Raw genomic sequence first — 13,645 nt, forward strand, 5'->3', positions numbered from 1 at the left:
GTTCATCGGCTCTCCGGGCTCGTGGGGGGAGGGGGGCGGGCACGGCGGACAAGCGGAGGCGAGAAGGCGGTTCGACGACACCACCATGTCCGATATATCGAATGCGATTCGAGAAGCCGATCAGACCGTAAAACCCCGCCGAGAGCGCGTCAATGCCTCCGGCGCGCCGAATTCCCTTTCCCCCGCGCTCTCCGAACCCGAACCCGCGCGCCTCCCCTTCCGGCCGCTACGCCTTTACCCCCCGAGGCGATTGCGGATGTCATCGACATTGACGGCCACCCGTTCACGGAACTATGGTCTCGACGATTCGACGAACGCCGTTCGACATGACGAACAATTGGGTGCTGCCCCACCCCTGTCGCCTTCGCGGCAGGCCGCCGATGGTGAACGGCTCGGCGGGGCGGCGCCAGACACGCCACCCAGGTGCTCGACTCCCCTCCCCCGCACGAGGAGACGTTCATGCGTGTCCGTACACCGCCCGGCGCCTCGGCGCGCCGGCCCTCCCCCCGCCGGTCCTCCCGACCGTTCGCGCCCGACGGGTGAGAGCCCTGCCCACCGCGTTGCTCGTCCTCGGCCGCGGGGTGGCCGCCCGGGAAGCGGTGGCCCCGCAGTCCTGCGGACACCCGGGCCGCCACCCGCGCCACCGGAACCACCAGATCCGGCCCGCCCCCCGGGCCGGCGAACCGCACGCCCCGACCGGACCTTCCTCCTCGCCCGAGCCGTACGCCGGGCGTGCGAGCACACCCGGACCCTTGCGCGCCCTCGTCGAAAAGGTGCATCCATGTCCTCCTCCGTCAGCAGACGACGCCTCCTCCAACTCGCCGGGGTCACCGCCGCGGCGACCGCCGCGGGCCCCCTCGCCGGCCACTCCCCCGCCCGAGCGGCCATCCCCCCGGTCCGGGCCGACATCGGCGCCCTGGCCTTCCCCTTCGACCTCGGCCAGGTCCGGCTGACCGCGAGCCGGTGGCTGGACAACCAGAACCGCACCCAGAGCTACCTGCGGTTCGTCGACGTCGACCGGCTGTTGTACAACTTCCGCGCCAACCACCGCCTGCCCACCAACGGCGCGTCCCCCACCGGCGGCTGGGAGGCTCCCGACTTCCCCTTCCGCAGCCACGTCCAGGGCCACTTCCTCACCGCCTGGGCGCAGGCGTACGCCGTGACCGGGGACACCGTCTGCCGGGACAAGGCCCTGTACATGGTCGCCGAGCTGGCCAAGTGCCAGGCCAACAACAGCGCCGCGGGCTTCGGCGCCGGATACCTCTCCGGCTACCCCGAGTCCGACTTCACCGCCCTGGAGGCACGCACCCTGACCAACGGCAACGTGCCGTACTACACGATCCACAAGACCCTGGCCGGTCTGCTGGACGTGTGGCGGCACATCGGCAGCACCCAGGCCCGTGACGTCCTGCTGGCCCTGGCGGGTTGGGTCGACCGGCGCACCGGCCGTCTCAGTGCGGCGCAGATGCAGGCCGTGCTGGGCACCGAGTTCGGCGGCATGAACGCCGTCCTGACCGACCTCTGCCAGCAGACCGGCGACACGCGGTGGCTCGCCGTCGCCCAGCGGTTCGACCACGCCGCGGTGTTCGACCCGCTGGCGGCGAACCAGGACAGGCTGGCCGGTCTGCACGCCAACACCCAGGTGCCGAAGTGGATCGGCGCCGCCCGCGCGTACAAGGCCACCGGCACCACCCGCTACCGCGACATCGCCACCAACGCGTGGAACATCTGCGTCGGCACGCACACGTACGCCATCGGCGGCAACAGCCAGGCCGAGCACTTCCGCGCCCCGAACGCCATCGCCGCCCACCTCCGAAACGACACGTGCGAGAGCTGCAACACCGTCAACATGCTGACGTTGACGCGCGAGTTGTTCGCCCTCGACCCGAACCGGGCCGCGCTGTTCGACTACTACGAGCAGGCGTGGCTCAACCACATGATCGGCCAGCAGAACCCGGCCGACCCCCACGGCCACGTCACCTACTTCACCCCGCTGAACCCCGGAGGCCGGCGCGGCGTGGGCCCCGCCTGGGGCGGGGGCACCTGGAGCACCGACTACACGACCTTCTGGTGCTGCCAGGGCACCGGCCTGGAGATGCACACCCGGCTGATGGACTCCGTCTACTTCCACTCCGGCACCACGCTGACCGTGAACCTCTTCGTCCCCTCGGTCCTCACCTGGACCCAGCGCGGGATCACCGTCACCCAGACCACGTCGTACCCGGCGAGCGACACCACGACCCTGCGCGTCACCGGCAACCCCACCGGCACCTGGGCGATGCGCATCCGCATCCCGAGCTGGACCACCGGGGCCGCCATCAGCGTCAACGGCGTCGCGCAGAACATCACCACCACCCCGGGCAGCTACGCCACCCTGACCCGCGCCTGGACGTCCGGCGACACCGTCACCGTCCGCCTGCCCATGCGCGTCGTCATGCGGGCGGCCAACGACGATCCCGGCGTCGCCGCGATCACCTACGGCCCGGTCGTCCTGTCCGGCAACTACGGCAACACCGCACTCTCCTCCCTGCCCTCCCTGGACACGTCCTCGATCAGGCGGACCAGCTCCACCGCGCTCGCCTTCACCGCCACCGCGAACGGCGCCACCGTCCCCCTCGGCCCCTTCCACGACGCGCACGGCCACAACTACACCGTCTACTGGAACACCGGCGGCCTCGCCTCCGTCCGCCTCGCCAACGCCGCCAGCGGCCTGGTGCTGGGCATCCAGGACATGTCCACCGCCGACGGCGGCCGGGCCCTGCAGTGGAGCGACTCCGGCACCGCCGACCACGACTGGGAGATGATCCCCGACGGCGGCGCCTTCCGCTTCCGCAACGTCCACAGCCGCAAGGTGCTCGGCGTGCTGAACATGTCCACGGCCGACGGCGCCGCCGTCCTGCAGTGGTCGGACAACGGCACCGCCGACCACCGCTGGACCCTCCTCGACCAGGGCGACGGCACCTACAAGATCCGCAACGTGCACAGCGGGAAGCTGCTCGCCATCGAGAACGGCTCCACCGCGATGGGCGCCTTCGCGGTCCAGGACTCGGACAACGGCACGGCCGACAACCGGTGGCGCGTCGTGCGGTGACGACCGGCCGGCCCCCGTGCCCGCGCCGCCGGCACCGGGCGCCGGCCACCGCCGCGGCGGGCGCTCCCGTAGCACCCGCCCGGCGGGGGCCGCCGAGCCGGCCGGGCGGCGACGGCGCAGGTCCTGTGCCCCGGTCGGCCTCCACGTGTCCGGCCGCCGCTGAGTCCGCCAGCCGTCTCACGACGACAGCGCAGGTCCTGTGCCCCCGGTCGGTTCCTCCGACCGGGGGCACAGGTGCACCAGAACCGTGTCCCGGCACACACGCCCGGCGGCCCCGGCCACCACGGTCCCGCCGGCCACGAGACCGCCCCGGCGGTCCGGCCACCGCACCGGCGGTGCCCACCAGGCGGAACGCATCCCTCCCGGCATCCGGAGCGCCCCGCCCCGTCCCCTGCGGATGATCAGCGCTCCCGGTGCCTGCGACAATCGGGGCGCACCACCGGGTGGGGCTCGGAGCATGGGGGGATTTCCGTGACGCGAGACGAGTTGCTGAGCGCGCTGTCGGCGCTTCGGCGGGCCCAGATAGGCGGCCGGCGGGCGCCGCACAAGCCCCTGCTCGTGCTGTGGCTGCTGGGGAGGTTCGCCGCGTCCGGCAGCACTGCCGTCGCGTACGACGAGGCGGAGGAGCCGGTCAGCCGGCTGATCAACGACTTCGGGCCCGCCGTGACCAGCCCCGCGCGGGCGCGGGAGCGGGCGGCGATGCCGTTCGTACACCTGGAGCGGGAGCTGTGGGAGCTGCGGGACCGGGACGGCAACGCGATCGGCCCGGACGCGCCGGAGCGGGGCGGTGCGCTGCGGGCCCGGGGGGCGCACGGCCGCCTCCGCCCCGACGTCGAGGCGCTGTTGGCCGACCCGGGCACGCTGACCGCGGCCGTACGCCTCCTGCTGGAGCAGCACTTCACCCCCGCGCTGGAGGCGCCCGTCTGCGACGCCGTCGGGCTCGACCTCGCCGTCGGCCTCGGCGACGCCGCGTACGCCCCCGCCGGACGGAAGCGACGCCGGCGCCGGGCCGGTTTCGCCGAGGAGGTACTGCACGCCTACGCGTACGCCTGCGCCTTCTGCGGGTTCGACGGCGCCCTCGGCCGCAACCCCGTCGGCCTGGAGGCGGCGCACGTGCGCTGGCACAGCCAGGACGGCCCGGACGAGGTGAACAACGGCCTGGCCCTGTGCTCCCTGCACCACGCCCTCTTCGACCTCGGCGCCCTCGGGCTCCTGCCCGACCTCCGCATTCAGGTCTCCGAGCTGTACGTCGCCCGTGGCGCGGCCGGCCGCGCCGTCGACGAGCTCCACGGCCGTCCCGTCGCGGCGCCCCGCCCCGGACGCCCCACCGTCGACCCGCGGTTCGTCCTCTGGCACGGCCAGCAGGTCTTCAAGCGCCCCGGGGCCCAGGCCGCGTAGCCCTCGGCGGACACGTCGGCGCGGCGGGGCGCGGGGGGCGGTCGTGTTCGTCGTCCGAGGTGCTGTTCCCCGGCGCCACGGCCCGCCGTTCGAGGCCCGGACGTCCTCGGGGCCGCCGACCGCCGCGCCCTGCCGTTCGAGTCCGGGATCCCGCAACGTCACCGACGACCGCGCCCCCTTGGACCGCGGTGTGCCCAAGAGGCCGGAGACGAGGGCGGCCCCGCGCGGACGTCTCGTCCGCCGGGGCACCGGGCCCGAGCGCCCGCGGACCTCTCGGCACGCCCTCGGGGCACCGGGCCGGGCCCTCCACGGTCCTCTCCGGCGCACCCGCCGCGGGGCGGGCGCGGCCCGGGGCCCGTACGGGCCGCCGGACGCGGGGCGGGCGGATGGCGGGTCAGTTCGCCTGTACGGCACAGACGGTGGCCGCGCCGCTGAAGACCTGCCACGAGAGCGTCTGCCGGTCGGTGCGCTGCGGGCAGCCGCCGCCCTTCAGCACCGCCGTGATCACCATGACCGCGTTCTTGCCGCTCGGCACCTGCGTCCGGTCGCAGCCCCAGACGCTGAACATCTGCGCCGTACCGCGGAGGGTCCCGTCGGACTGTCTGTTCAGTGTCGCGGGGAAGCACTGCCCCGCGGCGAAGACGCGGTCCAGGCACAGGGCGATGGGCGACCCGTCGCCGTTGGTGTGGCCCCATCCCCATCGCCCCGCCCCCGTGGGGCAGTGCGCGGCGTACGTCGTCACCATGGTCACCTTGGAGAAGGCGAAGTCGGCGCCGCAGTCGACGGCGACCGGCCGCTCCTGGTTCAGCTTGCCCCAGCCGGCGTCGTACACGGCGAGGCAGGTACCGACGCGGACGGACGCGGACGCGGGGGCACCCGACGCACCACGATCATGCGCTCCGCCGACCGCTCTGCCCACCCCCGGCACGATCCGCGTTCTGGATGGCTTCGATCCATCCGGTGGATGGCCCGTGGCGGGGCGCGCCCGCCCCGGGCCGGTTCACTGCCCGGGCGCGTCGGCCATCCGCCTGCCGACGCGGGCGGCCGTCTCCCGCAGCCAGATGTGGGCCGCGTCGTGGGTGTGCACGGGGTGCCACCACAGGGCCTCCCGCAGCGGGACCGCCTCGTACGGCGGCTCCATCACGCGTACGGCGGTGAGGGGTGCGAGGACCCGGGCGAGGCGGGCCTGGACCAGGGCGATGCGCCGGGTGCCGGCCACCAGCAGCGGCATGATCTGGAAGCTGTCCACGGACACCTCGACCCGGGGTTCGATGCCGAGCATGCCGAGCTGCCGCACGGCGGGGGCGTCGTAGGTCCGCTGGTAGGTGACCCAGGGCAGCCGGGCCAGGTCCTGGCGGGTGAGCCGGTCGTCGACGCTCGGGTGGTCGTCGGCGACGAGGAAGACCCAGCGGTCGTCGTAGAGGTCGGTGGCGGGGAAGTCGCTGATGACGCCGTGCGGCATGAGCAGGCCGTCCGTGGCGCTCAGCAGGGTCGCCGTGTCGTCCACCACCGTGGTCGGGGTCTGCGCGAACCGCAGGCGGATGCCGGGGGCCTCCTCGTGCACGACGCGGGCGAGTTCGGCGCCGAAGACGGCGATGGCGTAGTCGGAGGCGATCAGCTTGAACTCGCGGCTCTCCCTGGCCGGGTCGAAGTCGGCCTGGCTGGCGAAGAGGCGCTCCAGCACGTCGTAGGCGGTGGAAGCCCGGTCGAGGAGGACCTGCCCGAGGGCGGTCAGCTCGTAGTGGCCGCCGACGCGGGCGAGCAGGTCGTCGTCGAAGTGGCGGCGGAGCCTGGACAGGGCGGCGCTCATGGCGGGCTGGCTGAGCCCGACGCGCTGCCCGGCGCGGGTGACGTTGCGCTCCTCCAGCAGGGCGCGCAGGGCGACGACGAGGTTGAGGTCCAGGCGGCTCAGATTCACGGGCTTTCCCCAGGTGTACGGCACCGACCAGGGAGAATCTACACCGTGGATGCCAGTCATCCACAGAATCGATTTCCCCGATCGCGGGCGGCGGGTCCAGATTGGTCCCACCGCAATCAGGAGGACATGTCCGTGAAACCTGAAGCCGCGTCCGCACTCTTCGCCGGACCCTTCGCCCTCGCCACCCTCTCGCTCCCGGACGGGCCGGCCTTCCCCGCCCTGGTCACCCCCGACGGCCGGGCCCTCGACCTCCGAGTCGCCTTCGACGACCGGGAGTTGACCGTCCGCGGTCTGCTGGAGGCGTGGGACACGGCCGCCGCGCGGCTCGCCGCGCTCGCCGGTGACGGCGGCCCGGGGAAGAGGCCGCTGACGGAGTTCCGGGTGCACGCGCCGGTCGAACCGCGCCAGGTGTTCCAGTCGGGCGCGAACTACCGGCAGCACGTGATCGACCTGCACGTCGCGCACCGGGCGCCGGGCGACGACCGCCCGGAGGAGGAGCGGCGCGCCGAGGCGGCGGAGATCATGGACCGGCGGGCGGCGGAGGACCTCCCGTACGTGTTCATCGGCCTGCCGAGCGCGATCACCGGTCCGTACGACGACGTCGTGCTCCCGGCCTGGGCCGAGCAGCCCGACTGGGAGCTGGAGCTGGCGGCCGTGATCGGCCGGGCCGCGTACCGGGTGTCCGTGGAGGAGGCGCTGGAGCACGTCGCCGGTTACACGATCGCCAACGACCTGACCGACCGGGCCACCGTCTTCCGCCGGGACATGCCGCAGATCGGCACGGACTGGCTGCGCAGCAAGAACGCGCCCGGCTTCACCCCGCTCGGCCCCTGGATCGTGCCCGCCGGATCGATCGCACACCCCGGTGACCTGCGCCTCACGCTGAAGCTGAACGGCGGGACCATGCAGGACGAGTCCACCAAGGACATGATCTTCAACGTGGCGCGGATGGTCTCCTACGCCTCGCAGACCGCCCGCCTCCTCCCCGGCGACCTGGTGCTCACCGGCTCCCCCGCCGGCAACGGCATGCACTGGGGGCGCCTGCTGCGCGACGGCGACGTCATGGACGCCTCGATCACCGGGCTCGGCGCGCAGCGCACCCGATGCGTGGCGGAGGCGGCCCGGTGACCCCGGACCGCACCGACCCGGAGGGCGCGATCGCCCGGGCCGCCGAGGCGTACTCGAACTGGGGCCGCTGGGGCGAGGACGACGTGCTCGGCACGCTCAACTTCCTCGACGAGGCCAAGCGCCGCGAGGGCGCCGCGCTGATCCGCCGGGGCGTCAGCTTCTCCCTCTCCCAGCGCTTCGACATCAACGGCCCGCAGAAGGGCTGGCGGCGGCGCACCAACCCGGTGCACACGATGCTGGACACCGGCACCGACGCCGCCCTCGGCAACCAGGGCCTCCCGCACGGCATCGGCGGCGCCGACGACGTGATCACGATGCCGTTGCAGTGCTCCACCCAGTGGGACGGGCTCGGGCACATCTTCGACCACGGCAAGGCGTGGAACGGACGCCCGGCCGAGCAGGTCGTCACCTCCGACGGCGACCGGGTGACCGGCATCGAGCACATGGCCCCGCACGTCGCCGGCCGTGGTGTCCTGCTGGACGTGGGCCGGGTGATCGGCGAGGAGGGGGAGCTCCCCGACGGCTTCGCGATCACCTCCGAGCACCTGACGGCGACGGCCGAGGCGCACGGGGTGCGCGTGGGACGGGGCGACATCGTCCTCGTCCGCACCGGGCAACTCGCCCGCGTCCGCCGGTCGGGTTCCCCCCGTGCCGAAGGCGGCGGGGGAGGCTGGGGCGACTACGCGGGCGGCCCGGCACCCGGGTTGTCCTTCACCACCGCGGGCTGGCTGCACGGCAGCGAGATCGCCGCGCTCGCCACCGACACCTGGGGCTTCGAGGTCCGCCCGAACGAGTTCGAGAACGCCTTCCAGCCCCTGCACCAGGTCGTCATCCCCAACATGGGCCTGCTCATAGGCGAGATGTGGGACCTGGAGGAGCTGGCCGAGGACTGCGCGGCGGACGGCGCGTACGCGTTCTGGCTCACCGCCGCTCCCCTGCCCATCACCGGAGCGGTCGGCTCCCCCGTCAACCCGATCGCCGTCAAGTAAGCCCCCAGGAAGCGCGGAACGAAGGAGTTCCCCATGAGCACACCCCGTACGGTCCTCGTGGTCGGCGGCGGCGCGGCCGGCAGCGCCGTGACGATCCTGCTGCGCCGCGCCGGCCTCGCGGTGGACCTGATCGAGGCCAAGGACGACTGGAACGCCACCGCCGGGTCCGGCATCACCCTCCAGGGCAACGCCCTGCGCGTCCTGCGGGAGCTCGGCGTGTGGGAGCGGGTGGAGGAGTCCGGCTACGGCTTCGGCTCCGTCGGCATCACCGCCCCCGACGGCACCGTCCTGCACGTCCAGGACGACCTGCGCACCGGCGGCGACGACCTCCCCGCCAGCGTCGGCATGCAGCGTCCCCGGCTCCAGCGGATCCTGATCGACGCCGTCCGCGCGAGCGGGGCCCGGATCCGCCTGGGCACCCGGGCCGAGACCTTCGAGCAGGACGCGGGCGGCGTCTCCGTCCGCTTCACCGACGGCACCGGGGGCCGCTACGACCTGGTGATCGCCGCCGACGGCCTCGGCTCCACCACCCGCACCGCGATCGGCATCCCCGACAGGCCGGAGCCCACCGGCATGGCCATCTGGCGCATCGCCGCCCCGCGCCCGGCGGGCGTGATCCGCACCGACCTCGCCTACGGCGGCCCGGCCTACATCGCCGGCTACTGCCCCACCAGCGACACGACCCTCTACGCGTACGTCGTCGAGGCCAACCGCGACCGGGCCTCCATCCCGCCCGAGTCGTACGCGGACGAGATGCGCCGCCTGGCCCGCGCGTACGGCGGCCACTGGCCGGAGATCACCGGCCACATCACCGACCCGGCGCAGGTCAACTACACCTGGTTCGACCGGCTGTTGGTGGAGGGCTCCTGGCACCGCGGCCGGGTCGTGCTGATCGGTGACGCCGCGCACTGCTGCCCGCCCACCCTCGCGCAGGGCGCCGCCCTGTCCCTGGAGGACGCGTGGGTGCTCGCCCAGCTCCTGACCGGCGCCGACCACTGGGACGACGCGCTCCTCCGGGCGTACTACGAGCGGCGGATCGCCCGCGTCCGCCCGGTCGTCGAGGCGTCCGTGCAGATCGGGCGGTGGCAGCTCGACGGCGTGCGCGACGCCGACGTGCCCGGCCTGATGGCCCGCACCATGACGATGCTCCGGGAGCTGCCGTGACCGCCCACCCGTCGCCCGGCCACCACCCCTCGTCGAGCACCGGCGCGCACCCCTCCCCCACCGTGGACGTGCACGCCCACGTCCTGCTGCCCGAGGTCGAGGCGCTGGTGGAGGGCCGGCCGGGGCTCGCCGGGGCGAGGGCGCTGGACGCCCGCCGCAACGGCCCCGCCGCGCTCGCCGTGAACGGCCCCATGGTCCGCGGGCGCCTCCCCCGGCTGACCGACGCCGCCGTGCGCCTGGCCGCGATGGACGCCCAGGGCGTGGACGTCCAACTGGTCAGCCCCTCCCCCTCTCACTACCACTACTGGGCCGACGAGGAGACCGCGGAGAAGCTGTACCGGCTCGCGGGCGAGGCGACGGCCGCGCACTGCGCGGCCGACCCCGACCGGCTGCGCGGCCTCGGCCTCGTGCCCCTGCAACACCCGGACCTGATGGTGCCCGCACTCGACCACGCCCTGGCACGGGGCCTGTCCGGCGTGGAGATCTCCAGCCACGCCCCCGGACGGGAACTGTCCGACCCGGCCTACGAGCCGTTCTGGACCCGCGCCGAGGAGACGGGCGCGGTCCTCTTCCTGCACCCCTTCGGGTGCACGCTCGACGAGCGCCTGGACCGGTGGTACCTGTCCAACACCGTCGGCCAGCCCACCGAGAACGCCGTCGCCCTCTCCCACCTGATCTTCTCCGGGGTCCTGGACCGGCACCCCGGCCTGAAGCTGATCGCGGCACACGGCGGCGGCTACCTGCCCACCCACATCGGCCGCTCCGACCACGCCTGGTCCACCCGCCCCGACGCGGGGGCGGGCTGCGCGCACCCGCCCAGCAGCTACCTGAAGCGGCTGTACTTCGACTCCCTCGTCCACGACCCGCACGTCCTGCGCGAGCTGGTCCGGGTCGCCGGGGCCGACCGGGTGCTGCTCGGCTCCGACTTCCCCTTCGACATGGGCACCGAGGACCCGGTCGGCGCGCTGCGCGCCGCGCGGCTGTCCGAAGCCGACTTCCACGCCGTACGGGGCGGCAACGCCGCCGCCCTCCTCCGGAAGGACTGACACATGCGCCTGCTCACCCACCTGCGGCACGTCGACCTGGCCGTGCCCGACTACGACAAGCAGCTCGACTTCTACGCGGGCGTCTGGGGCCTGACCAAGGTCGCCGAGGACTCCGGCATCTCCTTCCTGGCCGCCGAGGGCTCCCCGGAGCAGTACGTCGTCCGGCTGCGCAAGGCCGACGAGAAGCGGCTCGACCTCGTCTCCTACGGGGCCGCCTCCCGCGAGGACGTCGACGCCCTCGCGGAGGAACTCCTCGCGGGCGGCGTGCGGCTGATCTCCCGGCCGGGTGCGGTCGACACCCCCGGCGGCGGCTACGGCTTCCGCTTCTTCGACGTCGACGGACGCACCATCGAGGTCTCCGCCGACGTGGAGGTGCGGCGGCACCGCAAGATCGAGGAGAAGGAGTCCATCCCGGTCAAGCTCTCCCACGTCGTCCTCAACTCCCCCGACCTCGACCGCACCCGCGCGTGGTACGAGCGCCACCTCGGCTTCCGCCTCTCCGACACGCTCAGCTCCCCGCACATGGGCGAGGTCATGCACTTCATGCGGATCAGCACCCAGCACCACTCCATGGCCCTCGCGAAGGGCCCGCACACCTCCCTGCACCACATCTCCTTCGAGATGCGCGGCATCGACGAGTACATGCGCGGCTCCGGCCGCGTGATGCGGGCGGGCTTCCGGAAGATCTGGGGCCCGGGGCGGCACATGGCGGGCGACAACACCTTCACGTACTTCCTCGACCCGCACGGCAACACCGTCGAGTACACCACCGAGCTGGAGGAGCTCGACGAGGACACCTGGCACCCGCACGTCTACGACTTCTCCCAGCCCGAGGTCACCGACCAGTGGGGCACCGCCAACCCCATGAACGAACTGGTCGCCAAGGAGTCGTTCAACGACCCCGACCGCGGCGTCTTCATCGCCCCGCCGGTCTGATCCCCCGACTCCGGGGGCGCGGCAGCCCTGTCACCGCCCTGACTCACCCTGCCGCGCCCCCGGGCACCGGCGCGTTCCCGCCGCGCCTCCCCCGCCTCCCCCGGCTCCCGCGCCGATGGCGCCCGGGGGAGCCGCGCCCCCTCGACCGACCACTCCCGTCAGGAGCCGCCCCATGCGCTTCGCCTCCTACGAGCACCAGAACCGCCGCCGCGTCGCCCTCGTGGAGGAGGACGGCACCCTCTTCCCCCTGCCCGGCGTCACCTCGCTCACCGCGCTGCTCCAGGAGGGCGACGGGCTGCCCGGCCTGCTCGCCGCCGGCGCTGCGGCCCTCGACGTGCCCCCCGGCCCGCACGTCTCCCAGGTCCGGCTCCTGCCCCCGCTCCAACCCGCCTCGGTGCGGGACTTCGTGACGTTCGAGGAGCACGTCGAAGGCGTCCGCAGGTCGGTGGAGGGCACGGGCGGCGTGCCCGAGCAGTGGTACGCGGCGCCGACCTTCTACTTCACCAACCCGCACGCGATCCACGGCCCCCACGACGGGATCCCGGTGCCGCCCGGCTCGGCCGTGCTCGACTTCGAGCTGGAGGTGGCCGCCGTCATCGGCCGCGAGGGCCGCGACCTCACGCCCGAGCAGGCCCGCGACCACATCGTCGGCTACACCGTCTTCAACGACTGGTCCGCCCGCGACCTCCAGTCCGCCGAGATGAGGGTCGGCCTCGGCCCCTGCAAGGGCAAGGACACCGCCACCACCCTCGGCCCGTACCTCGTCACCGCCGACGAACTGGAGCCGCACCGGGACGCCGACGGCTTCCTGCGCCTGGCGCTGACCGCCGAGGTCAACGGCGAGACCGTCGGCGAGGACCTGCTGTCCAACATGAGCTGGACCTTCGAGGAGATGACCGCCTACGCCTCCCGCGGCACCCGCGTCGTGCCCGGTGACGTGCTCGGCTCCGGCACCTGCGGCAACGGCGGCTGCCTCGCCGAACTGTGGGGCCGGCGCGGCGAGCGGACCCCGCCGCCGCTGGAGCCCGGCGACACCGTCAGCCTCACGGTCGAGGGCATCGGCACGCTCACCAACACGGTCGTGCCCGGCACCGAGCCGGTTCCCCTGCCGTCCGGCCGGCGCCGCACCCGGGAGCGGCCGTGAACGCCCCGCACCCCGGCAGGCTGGCCGGCAAGGTCGTCGTCGTCACCGGCGCGGCCCGCGGCCAGGGCGCCACCGAGGCCGAGGCCCTCGCGCGGGAGGGCGCCTACGTCATCGCCACCGACGTCACCGACGCGCCCGGCCGCCGACGGCTCGACGTCACCCGCGAGCAGGACTGGGCCGACCTGGCCGACGACCTCCGCGCGTCGTACGGACAGGTGCACGGGCTGGTCAACAACGCGGGCATCACCTGGCGCGCCCGTCTCGGCGACGTGCGCCCCGAGGACATGGCCCGCGTCCACGCCGTCAACGTCACCGGCCCTCTGCTCGGCATCCAGCACCTCGCCCCGCTCATGCCGCCCGGCTCCGCCATCGTGAACGTCGGCTCCTCGGCGGCCCTCACCGCCCACTACCCGGTCGCCTACACGGCCAGCAAGTGGGCGCTGCGCGGCCTGTCGAAGACCGCGGCCCTGGAACTCGGGCCGCGCGGCATCCGCGTCAACACGATCCACCCCGGCTACGTCGAGACCGACATGACCGCCCTCGCCGCCCCCGCCTTCCGCGAGGCCAACGTCCGCGAGACGCCGCTGGGCCGCACCGGAACCGTGGACGACGTGGCTCCGCTGGTCGTGTTCCTGCTGTCGGACGAGTCGTCGTTCATCACCGGCGCCGAGATCCCCGTCGACGGCGGGCTCACCGCGCACGGCGGCGTGAAGTCCGTCTCCGACGCGCTGCGCGCGGAGGCCGCGGACGCGTTCGGCGGCGCCGGCCTCGTCGTCGACGGCGGTCGGTCCGCCGTCCCGCCCGGCTCCCCCGGCTCCCCCGGCTGAAAGG

The 13,645-nt window shown here is 73.7% G+C and carries 11 protein-coding genes; 9 read left to right on the forward strand and 2 right to left on the reverse strand.

Annotated features, from left to right (window positions below):
* Nucleotides 1-781: 781 nt before the first annotated feature.
* Both AC07D6_RS11115 and AC07D6_RS11120 read left to right on the forward strand, forming a co-directional pair.
* Complete coding sequence (locus AC07D6_RS11115) at nucleotides 782-3,091, forward strand: beta-L-arabinofuranosidase domain-containing protein (RefSeq protein WP_479043415.1); 2,310 nt, start codon at nucleotides 782-784, stop codon at nucleotides 3,089-3,091.
* A gap of 471 nt (nucleotides 3,092-3,562) precedes the next feature.
* Nucleotides 3,563-4,489, forward strand: a complete 927-nt coding sequence (locus tag AC07D6_RS11120; protein WP_479043416.1) for a phosphorothioated DNA-binding restriction endonuclease — start codon at nucleotides 3,563-3,565, stop codon at nucleotides 4,487-4,489.
* A gap of 394 nt (nucleotides 4,490-4,883) precedes the next feature.
* Here the strand turns inward: AC07D6_RS11120 and AC07D6_RS11125 are convergent, their stop codons facing one another.
* Together AC07D6_RS11125 and AC07D6_RS11130 are read right to left on the reverse strand one after the other, a co-directional pair.
* A complete protein-coding gene (locus tag AC07D6_RS11125; protein ID WP_479043417.1) occupies nucleotides 4,884-5,321 on the reverse strand; it encodes a hypothetical protein in 438 nt (145 codons plus the stop codon).
* A gap of 168 nt (nucleotides 5,322-5,489) precedes the next feature.
* Nucleotides 5,490-6,407 (reverse strand): LysR family transcriptional regulator, encoded by a 918-nt coding sequence (locus AC07D6_RS11130; protein WP_479043418.1) that lies wholly within the window; start codon nucleotides 6,405-6,407, stop codon nucleotides 5,490-5,492.
* Nucleotides 6,408-6,533: 126 nt separating this feature from the next.
* Between AC07D6_RS11130 and AC07D6_RS11135 the strand changes: the two genes are divergently transcribed.
* From AC07D6_RS11135 to AC07D6_RS11165, 7 genes are all read left to right on the forward strand, one after another.
* Nucleotides 6,534-7,535 (forward strand): fumarylacetoacetate hydrolase family protein, encoded by a 1,002-nt coding sequence (locus AC07D6_RS11135; protein ID WP_479043419.1) that lies wholly within the window; start codon nucleotides 6,534-6,536, stop codon nucleotides 7,533-7,535.
* On the forward strand, nucleotides 7,532-8,524 hold the full coding sequence (locus AC07D6_RS11140; RefSeq protein WP_315879304.1) for a cyclase family protein: 993 nt from the start codon (nucleotides 7,532-7,534) through the stop codon (nucleotides 8,522-8,524). The genes AC07D6_RS11135 and AC07D6_RS11140 overlap by 4 nt, the downstream gene beginning before the upstream one ends.
* A gap of 33 nt (nucleotides 8,525-8,557) precedes the next feature.
* Complete coding sequence (locus AC07D6_RS11145; RefSeq protein WP_479043420.1) at nucleotides 8,558-9,688, forward strand: FAD-dependent oxidoreductase; 1,131 nt, start codon at nucleotides 8,558-8,560, stop codon at nucleotides 9,686-9,688.
* Complete coding sequence (locus AC07D6_RS11150) at nucleotides 9,685-10,734, forward strand: amidohydrolase family protein (protein ID WP_479043421.1); 1,050 nt, start codon at nucleotides 9,685-9,687, stop codon at nucleotides 10,732-10,734. The genes AC07D6_RS11145 and AC07D6_RS11150 overlap by 4 nt, the downstream gene beginning before the upstream one ends.
* Nucleotides 10,735-10,737: 3 nt before the next feature.
* A complete protein-coding gene (locus AC07D6_RS11155) occupies nucleotides 10,738-11,670 on the forward strand; it encodes a VOC family protein (protein WP_315879307.1) in 933 nt (310 codons plus the stop codon).
* A 172-nt stretch (nucleotides 11,671-11,842) separates the two neighbouring features.
* On the forward strand, nucleotides 11,843-12,814 hold the full coding sequence (locus AC07D6_RS11160) for a fumarylacetoacetate hydrolase family protein (protein ID WP_479043422.1): 972 nt from the start codon (nucleotides 11,843-11,845) through the stop codon (nucleotides 12,812-12,814).
* On the forward strand, nucleotides 12,811-13,641 hold the full coding sequence (locus tag AC07D6_RS11165) for an SDR family NAD(P)-dependent oxidoreductase (RefSeq protein WP_479043423.1): 831 nt from the start codon (nucleotides 12,811-12,813) through the stop codon (nucleotides 13,639-13,641). The genes AC07D6_RS11160 and AC07D6_RS11165 overlap by 4 nt, the downstream gene beginning before the upstream one ends.
* Nucleotides 13,642-13,645 lie beyond the last annotated feature (4 nt).

This window comes from Streptomyces sp. NPDC045287 (assembly GCF_056432325.1).